18 protein-coding genes are annotated in these 22,779 nt (G+C 72.7%); 12 read left to right on the forward strand and 6 right to left on the reverse strand.

What is annotated here, in order from left to right; all coding sequences use genetic code 11:
• Positions 1–60: 60 nt before the first annotated feature.
• Positions 61–1,044: a hypothetical protein gene (locus KBX71_RS15715; RefSeq protein WP_210818803.1), complete on the reverse strand. Its 984-nt coding sequence runs from the start codon at positions 1,042–1,044 to the stop codon at positions 61–63.
• A 4-nt stretch (positions 1,045–1,048) separates the two neighbouring features.
• Positions 1,049–1,681 (reverse strand): MBL fold metallo-hydrolase, encoded by a 633-nt coding sequence (locus KBX71_RS15720; RefSeq protein WP_210818804.1) that lies wholly within the window; start codon positions 1,679–1,681, stop codon positions 1,049–1,051.
• A gap of 93 nt (positions 1,682–1,774) precedes the next feature.
• On the opposite strand from KBX71_RS15720, the gene KBX71_RS15725 reads away from it, so the two are divergent.
• A complete protein-coding gene (locus KBX71_RS15725; RefSeq protein WP_210818805.1) occupies positions 1,775–2,734 on the forward strand; it encodes a DUF4349 domain-containing protein in 960 nt (319 codons plus the stop codon).
• On the opposite strand, the gene KBX71_RS15730 is transcribed toward KBX71_RS15725, so the two are convergent.
• Positions 2,691–3,950, reverse strand: coding sequence for an amidohydrolase (locus KBX71_RS15730; RefSeq protein ID WP_124822621.1), 1,260 nt, complete (start codon positions 3,948–3,950; stop codon positions 2,691–2,693). The two genes, KBX71_RS15725 and KBX71_RS15730, sit on opposite strands and share 44 nt — an antisense overlap.
• Positions 3,951–4,433: 483 nt before the next feature.
• Positions 4,434–6,017 (reverse strand): methylmalonyl-CoA mutase, encoded by a 1,584-nt coding sequence (locus KBX71_RS15735; protein WP_210818806.1) that lies wholly within the window; start codon positions 6,015–6,017, stop codon positions 4,434–4,436.
• Between the two features lie 206 nt (positions 6,018–6,223).
• On the opposite strand from KBX71_RS15735, the gene KBX71_RS15740 reads away from it, so the two are divergent.
• Together KBX71_RS15740 and KBX71_RS15745 are read left to right on the forward strand one after the other, a co-directional pair.
• Positions 6,224–8,293: a serine/threonine-protein kinase gene (locus KBX71_RS15740; RefSeq protein ID WP_210818807.1), complete on the forward strand. Its 2,070-nt coding sequence runs from the start codon at positions 6,224–6,226 to the stop codon at positions 8,291–8,293.
• A gap of 48 nt (positions 8,294–8,341) precedes the next feature.
• Positions 8,342–10,060, forward strand: coding sequence for a phospho-sugar mutase (locus KBX71_RS15745; RefSeq protein WP_210818808.1), 1,719 nt, complete (start codon positions 8,342–8,344; stop codon positions 10,058–10,060).
• Positions 10,061–10,064: 4 nt separating this feature from the next.
• On the opposite strand, the gene KBX71_RS15750 is transcribed toward KBX71_RS15745, so the two are convergent.
• Entirely contained in the window at positions 10,065–10,742 is a 678-nt protein-coding gene (locus KBX71_RS15750) for a GPP34 family phosphoprotein (RefSeq protein WP_210818809.1), read from the reverse strand.
• Between the two features lie 74 nt (positions 10,743–10,816).
• On the reverse strand, positions 10,817–11,449 hold the full coding sequence (gene upp, locus KBX71_RS15755) for a uracil phosphoribosyltransferase (RefSeq protein ID WP_124822626.1): 633 nt from the start codon (positions 11,447–11,449) through the stop codon (positions 10,817–10,819).
• A 133-nt stretch (positions 11,450–11,582) separates the two neighbouring features.
• On the opposite strand from upp, the gene deoC reads away from it, so the two are divergent.
• The 9 genes from deoC (at position 11,583) to cydC (ending at position 22,735) form a co-directional block, all read left to right on the forward strand.
• Positions 11,583–12,542 (forward strand): deoxyribose-phosphate aldolase, encoded by a 960-nt coding sequence (deoC, locus tag KBX71_RS15760; protein ID WP_124822627.1) that lies wholly within the window; start codon positions 11,583–11,585, stop codon positions 12,540–12,542.
• A gap of 6 nt (positions 12,543–12,548) precedes the next feature.
• A complete protein-coding gene (locus KBX71_RS15765; RefSeq protein WP_210818810.1) occupies positions 12,549–13,979 on the forward strand; it encodes an aldehyde dehydrogenase family protein in 1,431 nt (476 codons plus the stop codon).
• Positions 13,972–14,796 carry an aldehyde dehydrogenase family protein gene (locus KBX71_RS15770; RefSeq protein ID WP_210818811.1) on the forward strand — a complete coding sequence of 275 codons (825 nt, stop codon included), beginning with the start codon at positions 13,972–13,974 and terminating at the stop codon, positions 14,794–14,796. Before KBX71_RS15765 ends, KBX71_RS15770 begins: the two co-directional genes overlap by 8 nt.
• Before the next feature lie 314 nt (positions 14,797–15,110).
• Entirely contained in the window at positions 15,111–15,584 is a 474-nt protein-coding gene (locus KBX71_RS15775) for a BlaI/MecI/CopY family transcriptional regulator (protein WP_210818812.1), read from the forward strand.
• A gap of 10 nt (positions 15,585–15,594) precedes the next feature.
• Positions 15,595–16,500, forward strand: coding sequence for a M56 family metallopeptidase (locus tag KBX71_RS15780; protein ID WP_210818813.1), 906 nt, complete (start codon positions 15,595–15,597; stop codon positions 16,498–16,500).
• Between the two features lie 503 nt (positions 16,501–17,003).
• On the forward strand, positions 17,004–18,257 hold the full coding sequence (locus KBX71_RS15785; RefSeq protein WP_210818814.1) for a cytochrome ubiquinol oxidase subunit I: 1,254 nt from the start codon (positions 17,004–17,006) through the stop codon (positions 18,255–18,257).
• Positions 18,258–18,267: 10 nt separating this feature from the next.
• Complete coding sequence (locus KBX71_RS15790; RefSeq protein ID WP_210818815.1) at positions 18,268–19,275, forward strand: cytochrome d ubiquinol oxidase subunit II; 1,008 nt, start codon at positions 18,268–18,270, stop codon at positions 19,273–19,275.
• Positions 19,272–20,948 (forward strand): thiol reductant ABC exporter subunit CydD, encoded by a 1,677-nt coding sequence (gene cydD / locus KBX71_RS15795; RefSeq protein WP_210818816.1) that lies wholly within the window; start codon positions 19,272–19,274, stop codon positions 20,946–20,948. Before KBX71_RS15790 ends, cydD begins: the two co-directional genes overlap by 4 nt.
• Entirely contained in the window at positions 20,945–22,735 is a 1,791-nt protein-coding gene (gene cydC / locus KBX71_RS15800; protein ID WP_210818817.1) for a thiol reductant ABC exporter subunit CydC, read from the forward strand. Before cydD ends, cydC begins: the two co-directional genes overlap by 4 nt.
• Positions 22,736–22,779 lie beyond the last annotated feature (44 nt).

Raw genomic sequence — 22,779 nt, forward strand, 5'->3', positions numbered from 1 at the left:
GGCCCGGCCCGGGGCCACCCGCCGTGTACGACCCACGCACTCGTCGTCGTCCATCGATGGTCAGTCTGCCGCGCCACCGCCCGCGTCCGCATCCCCCTCTTCGGCCGCCAGTGCCTCGACCGCCGCCTCGACCTCACCGGCGCGCCGCCGAGCCACGGTGACCGCCCGCTCGGCGGCCCGCCGGGCCAGCTTGGCCCGGCTGAGATCCTGCTCGGCGACCGCGCGCCGCCGCTCCAACTCGGCCAGCTCAGCCTCAAGGCCATCGAGTACGGCCGAACCGTCGCGCTCCTGCCCGGTCGCCTCGGTCAGCTCGGCCTCGGCCCGCTCCTGGTCGGCCTGGGCCTTCGCCAACTCCCGGTCCAGGGCGCGGCGCTGCCGGGCCCGCTCGGCTCGGGCCGCCCGGTGCGCGGCCCGTTCGGCCTGCTCGGCGCGCTCGGCCGCCCGGTCCGTGCGGGGCGCCGCCTCGGGGCGGCCTCGCTGAGGGCCGGGCCGGCGGGCCGGACGTTCCTCCTCGCGCTCCTCGTCATCGCCGGTGACCAGCCGCAGTTGTGGCCGGGGCACCTCACCGAAGCCGGCGTAACTGGCCGCCCGCAGCAGGCGGCCCGCCCGCACCTGCTCGGCGACCTCGACGTCGGAGAACGCCGCGTTCAGCGTCGCCTCCACCTCGGCCAGGGGCAGCCGGCTCGCCGGTGGCGCGTCCGGCTCGGCCGCGGCGAGCTTGCGAACTTCGGCGACCAGGGCGCCGACCACCGCCCGGCGCTGCGCGGACAGCTCCCGCAGTCGGGGCCCGCGCAACTCCCGCTGAGCGACTCGCAGGGCGTCGGCGAGCTGCACCAGATCGGCGACCAGCTCCGGACGTCGGATGGCGAGCAGGTTCACCAACCAGGCGGCCACCGTCGGACGACGCAGCCGGGCCAGTTCACGGGCGGCGGTCGGGTCGCCGGCCCGGCGGGCCTCGGCCACGGCGGCGTCCCGGGCGGCCACGAACCGGTCCGGTGGGGTGCGGTAGAGCTGCTGCACCAGCTCCGCGGAAAGGCCGGGCATCGGGTCAGACGTCCACCCGGCTACCGGGCTCCAGCCGCTGGTATTCGGTGCCGGACAACGCTGTGTACTGCCGGTCGAGCACACCCAGCCCGTTGTCGTTGAGCAATGCGTCGTGCAGGGCGTACGCGCGCCGCGGTGCGACCGCGCGGATGAAGTCGACCACTTCGGAGAACTTCGACCAGGGGGCGTGGATCGGCGCGAAGAGCGTGTCGACGGGGGTCTCGTCGGGCACCACCAGGGAGTCGCCCGGGTGGTAGACGACGTCGTTGATCAGGTAACCGAGGTTGTCGATCACCGGGATGTCGGGGTGGATCACGGCGTGCCGCCCCCCGTACGCGCGTACGGCCACCCCGGCGGCGGTGAACGACTCACCGGCGTTGACCGGGCGCAGCACCTCGGCGGCGTCGCCCAGGGCCCCGGCGAGCGAGGCGGGGCCGTGGATCGGGATCGGCTGCCGGTCGAGCCGACGGCGTACCGCTGCCAGGTCGAGGTGGTCGGGGTGTTCGTGGGTGATCAGCACCGCGTCCGCACCGTCCAGCGCCGCCGTGGCGTCGCTGAACACCCCGGGGTCGACGACGAGCACTCCCCCGTCGTGTTCCACCCGAAGGCAGGAGTGGGCGTACTTGGTGAGCCGCATCGTGACTCCTCGATTATCGAATCGTGACGTCCTCAGCGCAGTCTGCCGGAACCAGCCGGTGTGTGCGTCGCGTCCGAGCTATCGCCACACCGGTTGACGACGATGGGAGCGGGGATGGACGGACAGGTGGGACGACGCCGCGGTGCGCTGCTGGCGACGACGGCACTGGCGGCGGCACTGGCGCTGTCGGGATGCGGCGCCGGCGACAGCGGTGCGCAGGACAGCGCCGGCTCGGCGGCCGAGGCGCCGGCGGCCAAGGGCGGCGACGCGAATCGGGACGCCGCCGCGGGCGCACCGGAGGGGGCCGGCGCCGGCGCGCCGGACCTGCGGGTCGACCAGCGGGCGATCATCTACACCGGAACGATGCGGGTGCAGGTGAACGAAGTGGACTCCGCCGCTCGCGACGCCGCCGCCGTGGCCACCCGGGCTGGTGGCTTCGTCGGTGGCGACGTGCGGCGCAGTGCCGCCGACGACGACGCGGTGGCGGAGCTGGAGCTGCGGGTGCCGGCGGCGAAGTTCACCGACGTGGTGGAGGAGATCGCGAAGCTGGGTCGGCAGCAGAGCCGGGAGATCGACACTCAGGACGTCACCGAGGAGACCGTCGACCTGGATGCCCGGATCACCAGTCAGCGTGCACGGGTGGAGAGCGCCCGCCGGTTGCTGGCCCGAGCCACCTCGATCACCGACCTGGTGTCGCTGGAGAACGAGTTGGGTCGCCGGGAGGCGGACCTGGCCGCACTGGAGGCCAAGAAGCGACGCCTGGCCGACCTGACCGCCCTCTCCACGATCACCGTGTCGCTGGCCGGACCAGCGGCGAAGACCACCGAGGACGAAACCGGCTTCCTGGCCGGGCTCAAGGGCGGCTGGAAGGCGTTCGTCGTCTCGATGACCGTCCTGCTCACGGTGCTGGGCGCGTTGCTGCCGTTCCTGGTGGCGCTCGGCGTACCGCTGGCGGCGCTGGTGGTGGTGCTGCGCCGACGGCGTAAGCCTCCGGCGCTGGTCGCGCCGGTCAGTGCGCCGCCGCCAGTGCCCGCAACGCGGTCTGCACCATGACGCGGACGCCTACCGGGATGGCCCGCTCGTCCACGTCGAAGCTCGCGCGGTGCAGGTCGACGTTGGGCCCGGAACGACCCACGCCGAGCCGGGCGAGGGCCCCGGGGACGTACTCCAGGTACCAGGAGAAGTCCTCGCCGCCCATGCTCTGCGGTGTCTCGGCGATCCCGTCCGGGCCGAGTGCGGCGGCGGTGGCGGCGGTCAGCACCTGGATGGCACGGGAGTCGTTGCACACCGGCGGCCGGCCGCGCAGGTATTCCAGGTCGACGGTGGCACCGGTCGGCGCGATCACGTCCCGCACCACCTGAGCGACGATCTTGGGAGCCTGCTCCCAGGTGTCGCGGTCCATCACTCGGAGGGTGCCGGAGGCGCTCGCCTCGGACGGGATGACGTTGTAGCGGGTGCCGGCCGAGGCGTGGCCGAAGACCAGCAGCAGGCCGCTGTTGGCCGGCACCCGGCGGCTGACCAGGGCGGGCACCTCGGTGATCAGCCGACCGAGCGCGTCGACCAGGTCGACGGTCAGGTGCGGGCGGGCGGTGTGCCCGCCCGGGCCGGAGAGTCGGACGGTCACGTTGTCGGCCGCCGCGGTGATCGGCCCGACCCGCAGGCCGACCTGGCCCACCGGCAGGTTCGGGTCGCAGTGCAGCGCGAAGATCTGCACCACGTCGTCCAGGCCACCGGCCTCGATGACCTCCAGCGAACCGCAGGGCAGGATCTCCTCGGCGGGCTGGAAGATGAGCCGGACCCGGCCGTCCAGCTCGCCGAGGTCGGCGAGTTGGGCCAGCAGCATGCCGACGCCGAGCAGGATCGAGGTGTGCACGTCGTGCCCGCAGGCGTGGCAGACGCCCTCCACGGTCGACCGGTACGGGACGTCCTTGGGGTCGTCCAGCGGCAGGGCGTCGATGTCGGCGCGCAGCGCCACGACCGGGCCGTCCGGCCTGCCGTTGACGTCGCAGATCACGCCGTTGCCCTTGGGCAGCAGGCGTGGGTTCAACCCGGCCAGCGACAGCTCCCGGGCGATCAGCGCGGCCGTCTCGAATTCGTTGCCGGAGAGCTCAGGGTGCGAGTGGAGGTGACGGCGCGTAGCGATCAGCCCCGGTACCCGGAGCGCGAGGAGGTGGTCCAGCTCGCGGGGCAGCGGCTGGGATCCGGGTGGCGTCTCCGGCCAGGACGACGCCAGCTGGCCACCTGTGGGCAGCGTCAACGCACTCGTCACGTCGAATTCTCGATCACTAGGAATGGATGGATCATCGGGGACAGCAGACAGCCTAGACCTCCGACGGTGACGCTGCGCAACCTCGTTACGGTAATGATCGGACCGCGCAGAGTCACGTATGCCCTGCTGAGGACGCTCGTCAAGGCGGGGGACAGCAGGTAGATCACGGTCGAATGCCGTCATCAGCCCCTCACCTCCTACAACGCGTAACCGATCGCGGCGGTCACGAATCCCGGCGCCAGCCGGGGTCCCGTTGCCAAATTGTCGCATTAGTCGGTGTAGTGAACTGACACTCCGACAATTAGCCGACCACACTCCGCAACGAGCCGGATAAGGACGCTCACATGCACCCACCCACCGTGGGCGCACACGGTGTGCGTCCCGGCTCAACCGACCGGATACCCGCTGAGCCCGCTGGACACACCGCGTCCCGGGAGCCGCAGTGACGGCCGCGTCCCGGGAGCCGCAGTCGCGGCCTAGCGCTCAGAAGCGGTCGGTGGGCCGGTACAACCCCCACACCTCGCGCAGCGTCCCGCAGACCTCACCGACGGTCGCCCGGGCCCGCAGCGCCTCCTTCATCGGGTACAGCACGTTGTCGGTGCCCTCCGCAGCGGCCCGAAGCTCGGCGAGCGCTCGCGTCACCGCCTCGGCGTCCCGCTCCGAGCGCAGCCGGGCCAGCCGGTCGGCCTGCGCCGCCTCGATCGTCGGGTCCACCCGCAGCGGCTCGTACGGCTCCTCCTCGTCCACGGTGAAGCGGTTGAGCCCCACCACCACCCGCTCCCCCGAGTCGATCTCCTGGGCGATCCGGTACGCGGACTGCTCGATCTCCCGCTTCTGGAACCCGGCCTCGATCGCGTCCACCGCCGAGCCGTGGTCGGCCACCCGCTCCATCAACTCGACGGCGGCGGCCTCGATCTCGGCGGTCATCGCCTCCACCACGTACGAGCCGGCGAACGGGTCGACGGTGCCGGTCAGGTCCGTCTCGTAGGCCAGCACCTGCTGGGTACGCAGCGCGAGCCGGGCCGCCTTCTCGGTGGGCAGCGCGATCGCCTCGTCGAAGCTGTTGGTGTGCAGCGACTGGGTGCCGCCGAGCACGGCCGCCAACCCCTGCACCGCCACCCGGACCAGGTTCACCTCCGGCTGCTGGGCGGTGAGCTGCACGCCCGCGGTCTGGGTGTGGAACCGCAGCATCATCGACTTCGGGTCCTTGGCGCCGAAGTCGTCACGCATCAGCCGGGCCCAGATCCGCCGGGCCGCACGGAACTTCGCCACCTCCTCCAGCAGCGTGGTGCGGGCCACGAAGAAGAACGACAGCCGGGGCGCGAAGTCGTCGACGGCGAGCCCGGCGGCCAGCGCCGCCCGTACGTACTCCACGCCGTTGGCCAGGGTGAACGCGATCTCCTGCGCGGGAGTCGCGCCGGCCTCCGCCATGTGGTAGCCGGAAATGGAGATGGTGTTCCACTTCGGCACCTCGCTGCGGCAGTACGCGAACGTGTCGGCCACCAGGCGCAGCGACGGCTTGGGCGGGAAGATGTACGTCCCCCGGGCGATGTACTCCTTGAGGATGTCGTTCTGGATGGTGCCGTTGAGCGCCGTACCCGGCACCCCGTTCTCCTCGGCGACGAGTTGGTAGAGCAGCAGCAGCACCGAGCCGGGCGCGTTGATGGTCATCGAGGTGGACACCTTGTCCAGTGGGATGTCGGCGAAGAGCAGCCGCATGTCCTCGATGGAGTCGATCGCGACGCCCACCTTGCCGACCTCGCCGTGCGCGATCGGCTCGTCCGAGTCGTAGCCCATCTGGGTCGGCAGGTCGAACGCGACCGAGAGGCCCATCGTGCCGGCCCGCAACAGCTGGTGGTACCGCGCGTTGGACTCGGTGGCGGTGCCGAAGCCGGCGTACTGGCGCATGGTCCACGGGCGGGAGGTGTACATGGTGGGGTAGACACCCCGGGTGTACGGAAACTCGCCGGGGCTGCCGAGCCGGGAGTCCAGGTCCTCCGGAAGGTCGGCCTCCGTGTAGACGCCGTTGATCGGGAAACCGGACTCACTTGACCGCCGTTGGTTCATCCCCGGATGGTAGGACGCCTGGCCACGGCGTCGGGTGAGGGATACCGCACAGTGCGTCCCGACCGGTCGACACCAGGTGAACGACAGGGCACGTTCTGTCGACTTCGACAAACGTCCGTCGCGTCGGCTTTCGCATCGGGCGTCGGAACCAGCAAGATAGGGGGGTTGTGTCCCAGCCCCCCTCGATTTCCCCCGGTGGCTTTTCTGTGACTCAGATCCCGACGTGGAGCGGCGGACCAGTTAGTCCCGCCAACGGACGAGCGGCGCCCGGCACCACAATTGGTGGCCGGTACTCGCTGCGGTCCTCGGTGGGCAACGGCGGCATGGGCACGGTGTGGCGCGCCACAGACACGCTGCTGCGCCGTGACGTGGCGGTGAAGGAGGTCGTCCTGCCCCCGGGGCTGGCCCCCAGCGACCGCGACGCGATGTACGAACGCACCCTGCGCGAGGCCCGCGCCGCCGCCGCCATCCAGCACCCCGCCGTGGTGCAGGTGTACGACGTGGTCACCGAGGCAGGCCGGCCGTGGATCGTGATGGAGCTGCTGGACGCCCGCAGCCTCGCCGACATGGTGATCGAGGACGGCCCGGTCGCGCCCCGCGCCGTCGCCAAGATCGGCATCGCGCTGCTCGGCGCGTTGGAGGTCGCGCACGCGATCGGCGTGCTGCACCGCGACGTCAAACCGGCCAACGTGCTGATCTGCACCGACGGGCGCTGCGTGCTGACCGACTTCGGGGTGGCCCGGATGCCCACCGACGTGCAGCTCACCACCCCCGGCATGGTGCTCGGCTCTCCGCACTTCATCTCGCCCGAGCGGGCCATGGGCCAGGAGTTCGGCCCGCCCAGCGACCTCTTCTCGCTGGGTGTGACGCTCTACACCGCTGTCGAGGGGCGGCCCCCGTTCGACAAGGGCGACCCGATCGAGACCATGCACGCCGTGGTGGAGGACCCGCCCGCCCCGCCGCAACGCAGCGGTCCGCTGACCCGCGTGCTGATGGGTCTGCTGGAGAAGGACCCGGCACGCCGACTCGACGTGCACACCTCCCGGGCGATGCTGCGCGAGCTGCTCGCCGGCCCGCTGGGCAGCACGGCGACGGCTGTGCACTCGGTCACCGACCCGTACGCCGTGGTGCCGGTGCAGCAGCGGCCCATCCCCGTCCTCCCGCCGGCCCAGCCGGAGCCGAAGCCGGACAGCCAGATCGGTGGCAAGGCGATGCTGGCCCCGGGTGAGTCCCTGACCGACCGGCTGGCCTCGCTGCGCCGGGGCGAGCGTCCCCAGACAGCCCGCGCGGCCGGCACCGCCGGTGGGCTCGACGAGACCAGCGCCGACGCGTTGGCCGGCCCGCTGCACACACCGACCGGCGCGATGCCGACTCCCGGCCGACCCGCGGCCGGGCGCACCTACGGCGGCAACGCGGACGCCACCCAGCGGGTCGACGCCGGCGGGCACCCCGACGCCACCCAGCGGGTCAGCTACGGCAGCCCGGCCGACGCCACCCAGCAGGTCGGGTACGGCGGCGCAGCACCGGAGGCCACCCAGCGTGTCGGCGGCACCTACGGCGGCGGTAACCAGTGGTCGGTCCCGGGCACCGGCCAGCCCTGGGCCACCGCTCCCGCCGCTTCGTCGGGCGGCAGCCCCCTGGACAAGGTCCGGGCCACCGGGGGTCAGCTCGTCAGCACGGTCAAGGGCTGGCCGCGCAAGGTGCAGCTCGCCGCGGCCGGCGGGTTGGTCGTCGTGCTGCTGATCACCGCTGTGGCGCTGTCCGGGGGCGACGAGCCCCCGCCGAGCACCCCGGCGGCGCAGCCCACCACGTCCGCCCCGGCGGCCCCCACTGTCGAGATGCAGGAGCACGCGGCCCGCGGCATCCAGGTCATGGTGCCGAAGGGCTGGAAGAAGTCCACCGGCGGCTCGTACACCGACTACGTCGACCCGGCGGACAGCGGCCGCAAGGTCCGCATCATCACCGAGAAGTGGACCAGCAGCTCCACCCGGTGGGCGGAGACGGCCGAGAACGGCCTCAAGACCCGGAGCACCTCCTGCGTCAAGCCTTATGCCCAGGTCAGCGCTACCGAGACCGAGCTGGCCAGCAAGCCGGCCGCCGAATTCGAGTACACCTGCGGCGAGGGCGACGCCATGCGGCACGGCGTCTGGCGGGGCGTGGCGCAGGGCGGCAAGGCGTACTCGTTCTACCTCACCGCCACGGACGCCAAGTTCGCGGAGAGCAAGCCGATCTTCGAGGAGATGGCGCGGACGTTCCAGCTCACCGGAAACGGCTGAGCCGGAGGGAACCCACAGGGGTGATCCGTCGCCGTGCTATCAAGGGGCATGGCGGCGGACACCACTGACATCGACGACATTCGCGAGCAAGCCCGGCGCTGGCTGGCCGACGACCCCGACCCGGTCAGCCGGGACGAGCTGGCGGCGGTGCTCGACGGGCTGCCGGCGAGCGCCCCGGAGCTGGCCGACCGGTTCGCCGGCCCGCTGACCTTCGGCACGGCGGGCCTGCGCGGCCCGCTGCGCGCCGGCCCGAACGGCATGAACCTCGCCGTGGTCACCCAGGCCGCTGCCGGCCTGGTCACCTGGCTCGCGGCCCAGGGTGGCACCGGCCCGCTGGTGATCGGGTACGACGCCCGGCACGGCTCCCGGCAGTTCGCCCAGCGCACCGCCCAGGTGGCCACCGGAGCTGGCCGCCCGGCGCTGCTGCTGCCCAGCCCGCTGCCCACCCCGGTGCTGGCGTACGCCGTGCGGCACCTCGGCGGCGTCGCCGGAGTGATGGTCACGGCCAGCCACAACCCGCCGCAGGACAACGGCTACAAGGTCTACCTCGGCGCGGAGCTGGGTGGCGAGTTGGGCGCCGGCGCGCAGATCGTGCCACCCGCCGACGCCGGTATCGAGGCGGCCATCCGATCGGTCGGGCCGCTGACCCAGGTGCCGCTGGGCCCACCCGGGCAGGTGCTCGGTGACGACCTGGTCGCCTCGTACGTGGAACGGGCCACCGCCGTGATCGACCCGGAGGGGCCCCGGGACCTGACCGTGGCGTACACCCCGCTGCACGGGGTGGGCGCGGCGGTGCTCACCGCCGCCTTCGCCAGCGCCGGTTTCCCGACCCCGGGTGTGGTGCCCGACCAGGCCGAGCCGGACCCCGCGTTCCCCACCGTGTCGTTCCCCAACCCGGAGGAGCCGGGTGCGGTGGACCGGCTGATCGCCCTGGCCGACTCCACCGGGGCGGACCTCGCCATCGCCAACGACCCGGACGCCGACCGTTGCGCCGTGGTCGTCCGGGACGGCGTGCGGCCTGCGAGGAGTGAGCTTGCGAGCCCCGCAGTCGCGAGCGAAGACAGATACGGCTGGCGGATGCTGCGCGGCGACGAGGTGGGTGTCCTGCTCGCCGACCACCTGATGCGCCGCGGGGTGACCGGGCTCTACGCCACCACCATCGTGTCGTCGTCACTGCTGCGGGCGATGTGCGCGGCCCGGGGCCTGCCCTACGACGAGACGCTGACCGGCTTCAAGTGGATCGTGCGGGCCGGCGGCGGGAGCGCTCCGCTGGTCTTCGGCTACGAGGAGGCGCTCGGCTACTGCGTCGCCCCGGAACACGTCCGGGACAAGGACGGCATCACCGCCGCGCTGACCGTGGCCGAGCTGGCGGCCGGCCTGAAGACGCAGGGTCGTACGCTGACCGACCGGCTGGACGAGCTGGCCGCCGAGTTCGGCGTGCACCACACCGACCAGCTCTCCGCCCGGGTGGACGACCTTCGGGTCATCGCCGACGCGATGGCCCGGATCCGGGCGGCCACCCCGGCCACCCTGCTCGGACAGCCGGTGGACAGCGTCCGGGACCTGCTGCCCGAGTCGGACGTGGTGATCCTGCGGACCGCTGTGGCCCGGGTGGTGATCCGGCCCTCCGGGACCGAGCCGAAGCTCAAGGCGTACCTCGAGGTGGTGGAACCGGTCGTGGACGGCGACGTCCAGACGGCCCGCAGCAGGGCGGCGTCGGCCGTCGCGGCGCTCCGCGCCGAGGTCAGCGCCGCCCTTGGCATCTGAGCGGTCAGCGGCGCGGGCCGAGGGCCTGGTCGACGGCCGTGGCGAGGGCGGCGACGACCAGGCCGACCGACGGACGGACCACCGAGTCGTCGGTGCTCACCTCGCCGGAGAACCCCGCGCCGGTGGCGATCTCCGTCAACCGGCGGCGGGCGTCGGCGGCGGCCTCACCGCTCACACCGAGCGCGGACTCCATCCGGAGCACCACGACCAGGGTGGCCAGCGCGGCGGTCCGCTCGTCCGGGGCCGCCGCGCCGGTCAGCGCCTCGGTCAGCCGCTGCCGGGTCTCCGCCTCGACGGAGGAGTCCATGACCGGGTAACGGTGCACGTGGATGAAGCCCAACTCGGTCTCGTCGACGTCCTGGACGACGCCCTGCCGGCACAGGTCGGCGAGGATCCGGTCGCGCAGGCCGTGCCGCAGGCGCTGCACCCAGGACGCCGGGGTGTGCGGAGTGTCGGCGGCGATCCGGCTGAGGACGTCGTCACTGAACGGTTCGCCGGTCGGCGTCGGGTCGATCACCGCCAGGGATCCGTCGGCGTACGCGATCCGGCCGGCCAGGGCCAACTCGACAAGCACTGCGGCGGCCATGCCCAGGTCCAGGCTGATCCGTGGCATGGTCGCCTTGCCGGTCGTGTCGTCGTAGGCGAGGAGCAGCAACTCCTCGGCGAGCGCAACACCAGTCATGGCCGAGAACGGTAGCGGGTCCGCGCACGAGTGCGCGCGGACCCGCCGGACCCGGCACCGACCGGGGTGTCACCTCAGAACCGGGGCATGCCACCGAACTGGCGGTCACCGGCGTCGCCGAGCCCGGGGACGATGAACATGCGGTCGTTGAGCCCCTCGTCGATCGAGGCCGTGACCAGGCGCAACGGCAGGCCGGAGCGTTCCAGCCGCTCGATGCCGACCGGGGCGGCGAGCACACAGAGCACTGTGATGTCGGTGCAGCCCCGGTCGGCCAGCAGCCGACAGGAGTGCTCCAGCGAACCACCGGTGGCCAGCATCGGGTCCAGCACCAGCACCGGCAGCCCGGCCAGGTCGCGCGGCAGCGACTCCATGTACGCGCGCGGCTCGTAGGTCACCTCGTCGCGGGCCAGGCCCACGAACCCCATCGACGACTCGGGCAGCAGGCTCAACGCGGCGTCCGCCATGCCCAGGCCGGCCCGCAGCACCGGGACCAGCAGCGGCGGGTTGGCCAGCCGGGTGCCCTCGGTGCCGGTGACCGGCGTCTGCACCGGGTACCGCTCGACGGGGAAGGTGCGCGCCGCCTCGTACACCAGCATGGTGGTCAGTTCGTGCAGCGCCGCCCGGAACGTCGAGGAATCGGTGCGCGCGTCCCGCATGGCAGTCAACCTGGACTGGGCCAGCGGGTGGTCAATGACGTGTACGTCCACGATCGCTCAACCTACCGGTCCGTAGCGGGCGGCGGTGCGGGTGCGGTCGGACCAGGGACGCCGCTCACGTCGGAGCGTCACCGAGCGCTCGTGAGCAAGATCACTCGGCGGTCCGGTGCGTAGACTTCTCGGCATGACGGCGACAACGACGTCGGCCCGGTCGGAGCTCTCCGAGCTGGGACGATCCGAGACCGCTCTGCGGACCTTCCTGCACGGGCTTCCCGGCGTGGACCAGGTCGGCGCGGAGCAGCGGGCGGCACAGCTCGGCACCCGATCCATCAAGACCACCGCCAAGGCCCAGGCGATCGACCTGGCGATCCGGATGGTCGACCTGACCACCCTGGAAGGGGCGGACACCCCGGGCAAGGTGCGCGCGCTCGCCGCGAAGGCGCTGCGCCCGGACCCGGCCGACCCGTCCTGCCCGCACGTCGGCGCGGTCTGCGTCTACCCGGCGATGGTCCCCCACGTGGCCGAGGTGCTGCGCGGGAGTGACGTTCACCTGGCCAGCGTGGCGACCGCGTTCCCGTCGGGTCAGGCGCCGTTGGAGATCAAGCTGGCCGACACCCGGGCCGCCGTCGCGGCCGGCGCCGACGAGATCGACATGGTGATCAACCGGGGGGCGTTCCTGGCCGGGCGGTACAAGGAGGTCTACGACGAGATCGTGGCCACCAAGGAAGCCTCCGGGGATGCCCACCTCAAGGTGATCCTGGAGACCGGCGAGCTGGCCACCTACGACAACGTCCGGCGGGCCTCCTGGCTGGCCATGCTCGCCGGCGGCGACTTCATCAAGACCTCCACCGGCAAGGTCCCGGTCGCGGCGACGATGCCGGTGACCCTGGTGATGCTGGAAGCGGTCCGTGACTTCCGCGAGGCGACCGGGCGGCAGGTGGGCGTGAAGCCCGCCGGTGGCATCAAGACCACCAAGGACGCGATCAAGTACCTGGTGATGGTCAACGAGACCGTCGGCCCGGACTGGCTCGACCCGGACTGGTTCCGCTTCGGCGCGTCCAGCCTGCTCAACGACCTGCTGATGCAGCGCACCAAGCTGACGACCGGCACCTACTCCGGTCCCGACTACTTCACCCTGGACTGATAGCCGATGTTCGAATACGCACCCGCCCCCGAGTCCCGCTCGGTGGTGGACCTCAAACCCTCGTACGGGCTGTTCATCGACGGTAAGTTCGTCGACCCGACCGACGGTGGCAGCTTCAAGTCGATCAACCCCGCCTCCGAGGAGGTGCTGGCCGAGGTCGCCGAGGCCGGCGCCCAGGACGTGGAACGCGCGGTGCGGGCCGCCCGCAAGGCGTACGACAAGGTCTGGGGTCCGATGCCCGGCCGGGACCGGGCGAAGTACCTGTACCGGATCGCCCGGCTGATCCAGGAGCGCTCCCGCGAGCTGGCCGTCCTGGAATCGCTCGACAACGGCAAGCCGATCCGCGAGAGCCGCGACGTCGACCTGCCGCTGGTCGCCGCGCACTTCTTCTACTACGCCGGCTGGGCAGACAAGCTGGAGCACGCCGGTTTCGGTGCCAACCCGCGCCCCATCGGCGTGGCCGCGCAGGTCATCCCGTGGAACTTCCCGCTGCTCATGCTGGCCTGGAAGATCGCCCCGGCGCTCGCCGCGGGTAACACGGTGGTGCTGAAGCCGGCCGAGACCACCCCGCTGACCGCGTTGCTCTTCGCGGAGATCTGCCAGCAGGCCGAACTGCCGGCCGGTGTGGTCAACATCCTCACCGGCGCCGGCGACACCGGTCGCGCGTTGGTCGAGCACCCCGGCGTGGACAAGGTGGCCTTCACCGGCTCCACCGACGTGGGCCGGGCCATCGCCCGGTCGGTCGCCGGCACCCGCAAGAAGCTCACCCTGGAACTGGGCGGCAAGGCCGCCAACATCGTCTTCGACGACGCACCCGTCGACCAGGCCGTCGAGGGCATCGTCAACGGCATCTTCTTCAACCAGGGGCACGTCTGCTGCGCCGGCTCCCGACTGCTGGTCCAGGAGAACGTGGCCGACCGGGTGCTGGAGTCGCTGAAGCGGCGGATGGCCCAGCTCCGCGTCGGCGACCCGCTGGACAAGAACACCGACGTCGGCGCGATCAACTCGGCCGCCCAGCTGGAGCGGATCCGCGAACTGTCCGACGCCGGCTCGGCCGAGGGCGCCGAGCGCTGGTCACCGCCGTGCGACCTGCCCGACCGGGGCTTCTGGTTCGCACCGACCATCTTCACGGGCGTCACCCAGGCACACCGCATCGCCCGCGAGGAGATCTTCGGGCCGGTGCTGTCGGTGCTCACCTTCCGCACGCCGGCCGAGGCCGTGGAGAAGGCCAACAACACGCCGTACGGGCTGTCGGCCGGGATCTGGACCGACAAGGGCTCCCGGATCCTGTGGATGGCCGACCGGCTGCGCGCCGGCGTCGTCTGGGCCAACACCTTCAACAAGTTCGACCCCACCTCGCCGTTCGGTGGGTACAAGGAGTCGGGCTACGGTCGCGAGGGCGGCCGGCACGGGCTGGAGGGCTACCTCAATGTCTGAGCGGGTCGCGGTACGCAAGACGTACAAGCTCTTCATCGGCGGGAAGTTCCCGCGCAGCGAGTCGGGACGGTCGTATCTCGTGCAGTCCTCGAATGTGTCACTGGCCTCCCGCAAGGACGCCCGGGACGCGGTGGTCGCCGCCCGCGCCGCCGTCAAGGGCTGGGCCGGCGCGACCGCGTACAACAGGGGTCAGATCCTCTACCGGGCCGCCGAGATGCTGGAGGGCCGCCGCGAGCAGTTCGTCGCCCTGGGCATCCCCGGCGACGAGGTGGACGCTGCGGTCGACCGCTGGGTCTGGTACGCCGGCTGGGCCGACAAGCTCGCCCAGGTGTACGGCGGCGCCAACCCGGTCGCCGGCCCGTACTTCAACATCTCCGCGCCCGAGCCGACAGGCGTGGTCGCGGTGGTCGCCCCGGAACGCCCGGCGCTGCTCGGCCTGGTCAGCGTGATCGCCCCGGCGATCGTCACCGGCAACACGGTGGTGGTGGCCGCCTCCCCGAGCGAGCCCCTGGCGGCGGTGACGCTGGCCGAGGTGCTGGCCACCTCCGACCTGCCCGGCGGTGTGGTCAACATCCTCACCGGCGCGATCACCGAGACCGCGCCGACGCTGGCGGCGCACATGGACGTCAACGCGATCGACCTGACCGGCGTCACCGACGCCGCGCTCGCCACCGACCTGGAGGTCAAGGCGGCGGAGAACCTCAAGCGGGTGCTCCGACCGGCCCCGGCCGACCACGACTGGACGGCGGACCCGGGGGTGGCGCCGATGACCGCGCTGCTGGAGACGAAGACGGTGTGGCACCCCAAGGGGGTGTGAGTCGTTCCCGGCCTTTGGGTTTTCCGGGGGACCCCGCCCACTCCGGGCGGTCAGGCTTGATCCCTGCGTGGTCGGGCTCCCCCGGAAAACCTGACGTGGGCCCTGCCCGTCGGGAGGGTCAGCTCACGGGTTCTGCCTCGGGTGTGGTTGCCGCTCAGCGGGGCATCAGCCGCCCCGCCGGTCTCGGCTGGTGATCATGGGATTGGCGGGGTGTTTGATCTCGCTCAGCCCGGCCAACCTCATGATCACCACCGGTGGGGTGGGTGAGGGCGTCTGGGTGGGTGGGGCTCTACTACCGGGGGTAGGATTGGCTTGTGACTCGGTTGGGCGATCTTGAGCGTGCGGTGATGGACGTGCTGTGGGACGTGGTTCCCGGCACGTCGGACGGAGTGACCGTGCGCGAGGTGGCCGACGCGCTCGATGGCCGCGAGCTGGCGTACACCACGGTGATGACAGTGCTGGACCGGCTCGCCGGCAAGGGCATGGTGCAACGGGAGCGGGAGGGCCGGGCCTGGCGGTACCGGCCGGCGGCCAGCCGCGAGGCGCACATCGCTCAACTCATGCTCGACGCCCTCGACCTGGGTGGCAGCCGGGACGCCGCGCTGGTGCGCTTCGCACGCTCGGTGACCGGCACCGAGGCCGAGGTGCTGCGGGCGGCCCTGGGCAGCGAAGCCGGCCTGACCGGGCCGGACGCCGCCGGCGGCGACGCGGGCGGGGCCGACGCCCTGACCGACCGGGTGGACGGGCCGGCGGGCCGACGACCCGCCGGCGAGGCAGCGGAGCGGTAGGGCGCACGCCATGGCCTACGCCGTGCACTTCGCCGCCACGATGCTGGCCTGCTATCTGACCGCCCAGGTGTTGGCCCGCTCCACCTGGACGTGGCGCAGCCCCCGGGTGGCGATCGTCTGCTGGCAGGCCGTCGGGTTGGCGCTGGGCCTCTCGGCGATGGGCCTGCCGATGGCGCTCGGGTTGAGCGCGTACGACAGGTCGACAGGTGGCGCACTACTCGCCCTGGCCAACGACCTCGCCCACGGCGCCCTGCCGATCGGGGTGGGCACGTTCCACCTGGCCGGCGTCGGCGTGGGCTTCGGCATCGGGGCGGTGCTGGTCACGACGACAGTGCGCAGCATCCACGGCACCGTACGCGCCCAGCGTCGCCACCGGGACCTGCTCTCCCTGGTCGCCCGGAACGACCCGGCTGCGCCGGGCGCGCTGGTGCTGGATCATCCGAGCGCCGCCGCGTACTGCCTGCCGGGCGTGAAGCCGCAGGTGGTGGTCAGCGCCGGCACCCTGAGCCTGTTGGACCGAGCCGAGCTGGCCGCGGTACTCAGCCACGAGCGCGCGCACGCCCACGAGCGGCACGACCTGGTGCTGCTGCCGTTCACCGCGCTGTGCCGGGCGTTGCCGTGGTTCGGCTGGGTGCGCGACGCGCACGAGCGTGTCGCCCTGCTGGTCGAGATGCGCGCCGACGACAAGGCCCGCGAGCTGCACGCCGAGGCCCCGCTGGCGGGAGCACTGCGCCGGTTCGCCGCCGCCGGGCACCGGATCACCCCGGCCGGCGCGCTGGGTATGGGCGACCGGGATCTCGACGTACGCGTCCAGCGCCTGCTCGTGGCCGACCGGCCGCCCCGGGCACTCGGCGCGACAGCCCTCGCTGTGGCCGCCACCCTGGTCGCCCTCCCGGTCACCCTCTTCCTGAGCTGACGCACAGGCACCGCTGAGCCACGCGGCAGCGCCACGCGGCAGCGCCACGCGGCAGCGCGCCCCCTCGCGCCCCTTCGCGCCCCTTCGCAAGATCGCACTCGATCCTGGATCGAGGGGCATCCCGGTGCCGCGAGACCACTACATCCAGGACAACACCGTTGCGTTTGCCGGAACGGCTGTTCGCCAACCGGCACCAGGCACCACCTCGCCGATAATGGAGTTGTGGTGGGCAGCAAAGCGCCCGGAAATGGTCAAAACAGGCACCACAACTCCATGATCGACGGCGTCCAGACTCCCCCTGCTCGGCGATCTTGCACTTTCTGTCGCGACACAACAGGCATTCCACTCGTATTGACCACCGAAACTGCATGATCGGCGCGACCTTCCTCCATTACTACGTGTCGTAGTAGCGTTAGCTACGACAGGGCGTAGTAGGCAGACATGTAGCGAAGCTACGTGTAGGGTGGCTACGACAAGGGAGCCAACGCCTTGGAGGGCTGGTCATGGACACCCTGCTCCTCGCCCGCCTGCAGTTCGCCACCACCACCTCGATCCACTTTCTGTTCGTGGTCGTCACGCTCGGGCTGGTCACCCTGCTGGTCGGCATGCAGACCGCCTGGGTGCTCACCGGCAACCCGAAGTGGGAGCGGCTGACGCGCTACTGGGGTCAGCTCTACGTGATCAACTACGTGCTGGGCATCGCCACCGGGATCGTGATGGAGTTCCAGTTCGGGCTGAACTGGAGTGGCCTGTCGCGCTACGTCGGCAACGTCTTCGGGGCGCCCCTGGCCATCGAGACGCTTGTGGCGTTCTTCCTGGAGTCCACGTTCCTCGGGATGTGGATCTTCGGCTGGCACCGGCTCGGCAAGGGCGTCCACCTCGCGCTGCTCTGGGGCGTGGCGATCACCGCGTACGCCTCGGCGTTCTGGATCATGGTGGCCAACTCGTGGCTTCAGAACCCGGTCGGGTACGAGGTCCGCGACGGGATCGCCCACCTCACCGACTTCGGCGCGCTGCTCACCAACCCCAGCCTCGGCATGGCCTTCGGGCACGTGGTCTCGGCGGCGCTGCTGGTCGGCGCAATGCTGATGGCGGCCGTCAGCGCCGGGCACCTGATCCGGCGTACCGCGGACTTCGCGCTCTTCCGCACCTCGCTACGGATCGGCCTGGTCACCGCGGCACTGGCCATCACGATGGTGCAGGGTTTCGGTTTCGCCCAGTTCGGCCCGGTCGGCTCGGTGCAGCCGACCAAGTTCGGCGGCGACGGCCCGGAGAGCCGGGCCCTGATCGCCGAGTGGACCACGCGGTTCGGCCCCGGCGACTACACACCGCCGGTGCTGGCCAGCGTCGGGCTGGGCTTCATGATCCTGATCGGCTTCACCCTCGGCTGTCTCTGGTTGCTGCTGCCCCTGCTCTTCCGGGACTGGATCATCCGACTGCGATTCCCGCTCTGGTTGATCCTGCTCGCCCTGCCGCTGCCGTTCATCGCGGTGATCCTCGGTTGGATCTCCCGGGAGGTCGGCCGTCAACCCTGGGTGGCGTACGGGCTGCTCCCCACCGAGCAGGCCGTCTCCCCGGTCAGCGCGCCGCTGATGCTCACCTCGCTGATCGGGTTCAGCCTGCTGCTGGGCGCCCTCGCCGTCACCAACTGGGTGCTGCTCGCCCGGCACGCCAGGCGCGGCGCGGCCGACCCGGCGCTCGGCCGCCCATCGACGCCGCCCAGCGAGCCGGCCCACCCCGAACCCGCCCTCCTCTGAGGAGTAGACAGTGGACCTCGCCTGGTACGCCCTGCTCGGCCTCTTCTTTGCCAGCTACCTGGTGCTCGCCGGCTACGACTACGGCGTCGGGCTGCTGCTCGCCCGGGGCGTCGGTCCGGCCGGGCGGCGGGAGGCGCTCACCGCCCTCGGCCCGTTCTTCCTCGGCAACGAGGTCTGGTTGGTGGCCGCCGTGGGCATCCTCTTCGGCGCGTTCCCCCTCCTGGAGGGCGAGTTGCTCGCCGGCTGCTATCCGGTCGTCGTCGGCGCCCTGGTCGGCGTCATCCTGGTCACCGTCGGGGTGCAACTGCGCAGCCGACCCGACGACGAGCGGATCCGGGCCCGCTGGGACCGCGTCGTGGTCATCGGCAGCGCCCTCGCCGCGCTGGGCTGGGGCGCGCTGCTCGCCGCGCTGTTGCAGGGCGTACCCCTCCAGGCCGACGGGCACGTCGCCGGCGTGACACACCTGGCCACCCCGTTCGCGGCCGCCGCCGGGCTGGCCATGGTCACACTGGTCGCGGTGCACGGGGCGACCTTCCTCGCCCTGCGCCTGTCCGCCGAGGCCGCAGCCGTGGTCGGCCGGACGGCCCGCCGGCTGATACCGGTGGCGCTCATCGCGATCGCCCTGGCCACCGTCGTGGGCCTGCTCTCCGCCCGGGTACGCGACGCGGTCCAGCGGCCGGCGGTGGCCGTACTCCTGCCGGTGCTGCTCGTGGCGGCGCTGCTGGCGGCCCGCGCGGCGCTGACGCGGGGGCGACCGGGGTGGGCTCTGGTCGCCACCGGCGCGGCCCTGGCGCTGCCGGTGGTGCTGGTCGGAGCCGCTCTCTGGCCCTACGTGCTGGTGTCCACGACCGACCCGGACGCCTCGCTGCGGGTGGCCGACGCCGCCGCCAGCGCGCCGACACTGCGGCTGCTGGGCTGGGTGGCGCTGCCGCTACTTCCGGCCCTACTAGGCTTCCAGGCGATGTGCTGGTGGGTTTTCCGAGGACGGATCGACGGTAGGGCACCGGTGTACTGGTGAGCCGCCGTCCATTCGACCCGCGTCTGCTGCGCCGGGTCCCTGCGGCCCGGGGCGATCTTGCCGTGCTCGCGCTCCTGGGGGTGCTGGCCGCCGGGTTGATCGTGGCGCAGGCCACCGCGCTCGCGTCGGTGCTGGCCACCGCGATCGACGGCCGACTGGACAGACCGGCGCTGGCCGGCTTCGTGGTCACGGTCGCCGCCCGCTCGGCACTGGTCTGGGCGCAGGGCACGGTCTCGGCCCGGGTCGCCGCCACGGTCAAGGCCACGCTGCGGGCCGACCTGCTCGGCGCTGTGGGCCGGCACGGGCCCGGCTGGGTGGCCGGGCAACGGGCCGGTGAGATCGCCACCCTGGCCGGCCGTGGGTTGGACGCGCTGGACGCGTACTTCACCGGGTACCTGCCGCAGCTGGTGCTCAGCGTGACGGTGCCCCTGGCGGTGCTGGCCCGGGTCGTCTTCGCCGACTGGAGCTCGGCGGTGATCATCGCGCTGACCCTGCCACTGATCCCGGTCTTCGGAGCGCTGCTCGGCTGGCAGGCGCAGGCCGCCACGGAACGGCAGTGGCGGCGGCTCGCGCTGCTCGGCGGGCACTTCCTGGACATGGTGGCCGGGCTGCCCACCCTGCGCGCGTTCGGGCGGGCCCGCGCACAGACCGACGTGGTGCGCCGGATGGCCGACGGTCACCGCGTCGCCACCATGAAGACGCTGCGGATCGCGTTCCTCTCCGCGCTGGTGCTGGAGTTGGTCGCCACCCTCTCGGTGGCGCTGGTCGCGGTGCCGGTCGGCATCCGGTTGCTCGGCGGCGGGCTGGCCCTGCAGACCGCGCTGCTGGTGCTGCTGCTGACCCCGGAGGCGTACCTGCCGCTGCGGGCCGCCGGCAGCCGCTTCCACGCCAGCATGGAGGGGCTGGCCGCACTGGACGAGGCACTGACCGTCTCCGCCGCGCCCGCTCCGCCGCGGGCCGCCGAGGGCGCGTCCACGCCGGACGCGCGGGCCGAGATCCGGTTCGAGGGGGTGACCGTGGAGTACGAGCGGACCACCGCGCTGCGCGACGTGACACTGACCATCCGGCCCGGCGAGCGGATCGCCATCATCGGGCCCAGTGGCGCCGGCAAGAGCACCCTGCTCGGCCTGCTGCTCGGCTTCGTGACGCCGACCGGCGGCCGGATCACCGTGGGCGGGGTCGACCTCGCCACCGCCGACCCGGACGCCTGGCGTCGGCAGCTCGCCTGGGTGCCGCAGCGGGCGCACCTCTTCGCCGCCTCGCTGGCCGACAACATCCGCCTCGGCGCGCCGGACACCACGGCTGGCGCACTCACCGCCGCGGTGCACGACGCCGCCCTGGACGACGTGGTGGCCGGCCTGCCCGACGGCCTGGACACAGTGCTCGGCGAACGCGGCCACGGGCTGTCCAGCGGGCAGCGGCAGCGGGTGGCCCTGGCTCGGGCGTTCCTGCGGGCCGCCCCGGTGGTGCTGCTCGACGAACCCACCGCCCGACTCGACACGGCAGCCGAGGCTGTGGTGCTCGACGCCACCCGTCGCCTGGTCGCCGGGCGGACCGCGCTGCTGGTCGCGCACCGACCGGCGCTACTCGCCGACGCCGACCGGATCCTGCGCATCGAGGACGGTCGGGTCACCGAGTTGACGCCCGAACCGACCGGGAAGACCACCCGATGAACAGGGAACACGGGCCGGCGGCGGTGGCCGACGCGGCACCGGTCGGGCGGGCCGCCGCCGAGCGGGCCGTGCTGCGACTGGCCCGGCCGTACCTGGGCCGCCTGGTCGGAGCCGGGCTGTTGGCGGCCGCCACCGAGTTCGCCGGGCTCGCCCTGATGGCCACGGCCACCTGGCTGCTGATGAGCGCCGCCGGTCAGCCTCCGCTGGATCGCCTCACAGTGGCGATCGTCGCGGTCCGGGCGCTGGCGATCAGCCGGGGCGTGTTCCGCTACACCGAACGGCTCGCCGGGCACGACGCGGTGCTCCGCATGATCACCGACGTGCGGGCCCGGGTCTTCGCCACCCTGGCGGCCCGCCGTGGCACGGCGCACCGCTCCGGGGACGTGCTGAGCCGCCTGGTCTCCGACGTGGAGGCCGTCCAGGACCTGTTGCTGCGGGTGCTGGTGCCCGCTTCGGCGGCGGCAGTGGTCGGTGTGTCGGCGGTCGCCGTGGCGGCGCTGATCTCGCCACCGGCCGCCGGCGCGCTCGCCCTCGGGCTGCTGGTTGCCGGGGTGGCGCTGCCCGCACTGGCCACCGCTGTCACCCGCCGCAGCGCGGCCGAGGTGGCCCCCCTGCGGGGCGCGCTGGCCACCGACGCGATCGACCTCACCCACGGCGCGGCCGACCTGGCCGCCTTCGGGGCGACAGATGTCGTGCTGCGCGCCGCCGAGCAGCGCGCCCACCGGCTGGCCCGGCTGGAACGTCGGCTGGCCGCCACCGGGTTCGCGGTGGACGCGGCCGGGGTGCTGACCGCCGGTGTGACCGCCGCGGCGGTGGTGCTGGTCGCGCTCGCCGCCGACGTGTCGGGGGTGCTGGTGGGCGTCCTGGCCGTCGGCGCGCTGGCCGCCGTCGAGGTGACGCTGGCGCTGGTCACGGCGGCCCGGCAGTGGACGCAGCTGCGGCAGGGCCTGACCCGGGTGGCCGACCTGCTCGACACGGCCCCGCCGACCCCGCCGCCCGCGAACGGCCCAACGGACCTGACCGGCCCGCACGACCTGCGCTTCGTCGACGTGACAGTGCGATACCGGGCCGGCGCTGCCCCCGCCCTGGACGGCGTCAGCCTGTACCTGCCGGCGGGACGCCGGATCGCGGTCGTCGGCCCGAGTGGCGCCGGCAAGAGCACAGTGGCCGCCGTGCTCACCGGCACCGTCCGGCCCGCGTCCGGCCGGGTCACCCTGGACGGTCACGACCTCTCGGCGTACGCCGAGGAGGCGTTGCCCCGCGCGGTCGGCGGGCTGCTGGCCGAGGCGTACGTCTTTCACGCCACGGTGCGGGAGAACCTGCTGCTCGGGCGTGCCGGAGCAGGCGAGGAGGAGCTGACCGCAGCCACCGCCGCCGCCGGCCTCCTGGACTGGGTGCACGCCCAGCCGGCGGGCTGGGACACGCTTGTCGGCGAGGAGGGCGGGCAGCTCTCCGGCGGGCAGCGGCAGCGGCAGGCGCTCGCCCGTGCCCTGCTGGCCGCGCCGCCGGTGCTGGTGCTCGACGAGCCAACCGAAGGTCTGGACCCGGCCGCCGCGGACGCGGTGCTCGCGTCCGCCCTCGCCGCCACCCCCGCCGGGCACTCGGTGCTGCTGATCAGCCACCGGCTCAGCGGGCTGGCCGAGCTGGACGAGATAGTGGTCCTGGACGGCGGCAGGGTGATCCAGCGCGGTCGGCACGCCGAGCTGGTGGCCGCACCGGGCTGGTACCGGGACCAGTGGCTGCTCCAGGCCGCTGCCGAACGGGGTTACCTGGCGCTCGCCCCCTGACCGGCCTCGGGGGCCGACCAGGGTTCTCCCGGACGTCGACCCGT

The sequence above is a fragment of the Micromonospora sp. D93 genome (assembly GCF_018070365.1).
GTDB classification, from domain to species: Bacteria; Actinomycetota; Actinomycetes; order Mycobacteriales; family Micromonosporaceae; genus Micromonospora; species Micromonospora ureilytica.

Coding starts and splice junctions, on each gene's coding strand:
- KBX71_RS15770 (WP_210818811.1), top strand. CDS start 13,972: ATGTCTGAGCGGGTCGCGGTACGCAAGACGTACAAGCTCTTCATCGGC.
- KBX71_RS15735 (WP_210818806.1), bottom strand. CDS start 6,017: ATGAACCAACGGCGGTCAAGTGAGTCCGGTTTCCCGATCAACGGCGTC.
- cydC (WP_210818817.1), top strand. CDS start 20,945: ATGAACAGGGAACACGGGCCGGCGGCGGTGGCCGACGCGGCACCGGTC.
- KBX71_RS15785 (WP_210818814.1), top strand. CDS start 17,004: ATGGACACCCTGCTCCTCGCCCGCCTGCAGTTCGCCACCACCACCTCG.
- KBX71_RS15720 (WP_210818804.1), bottom strand. CDS start 1,681: ATGCGGCTCACCAAGTACGCCCACTCCTGCCTTCGGGTGGAACACGAC.
- KBX71_RS15765 (WP_210818810.1), top strand. CDS start 12,549: ATGTTCGAATACGCACCCGCCCCCGAGTCCCGCTCGGTGGTGGACCTC.
- KBX71_RS15780 (WP_210818813.1), top strand. CDS start 15,595: ATGGCCTACGCCGTGCACTTCGCCGCCACGATGCTGGCCTGCTATCTG.
- deoC (WP_124822627.1), top strand. CDS start 11,583: ATGACGGCGACAACGACGTCGGCCCGGTCGGAGCTCTCCGAGCTGGGA.
- KBX71_RS15750 (WP_210818809.1), bottom strand. CDS start 10,742: ATGACTGGTGTTGCGCTCGCCGAGGAGTTGCTGCTCCTCGCCTACGAC.
- KBX71_RS15745 (WP_210818808.1), top strand. CDS start 8,342: ATGGCGGCGGACACCACTGACATCGACGACATTCGCGAGCAAGCCCGG.
- KBX71_RS15715 (WP_210818803.1), bottom strand. CDS start 1,044: ATGCCCGGCCTTTCCGCGGAGCTGGTGCAGCAGCTCTACCGCACCCCA.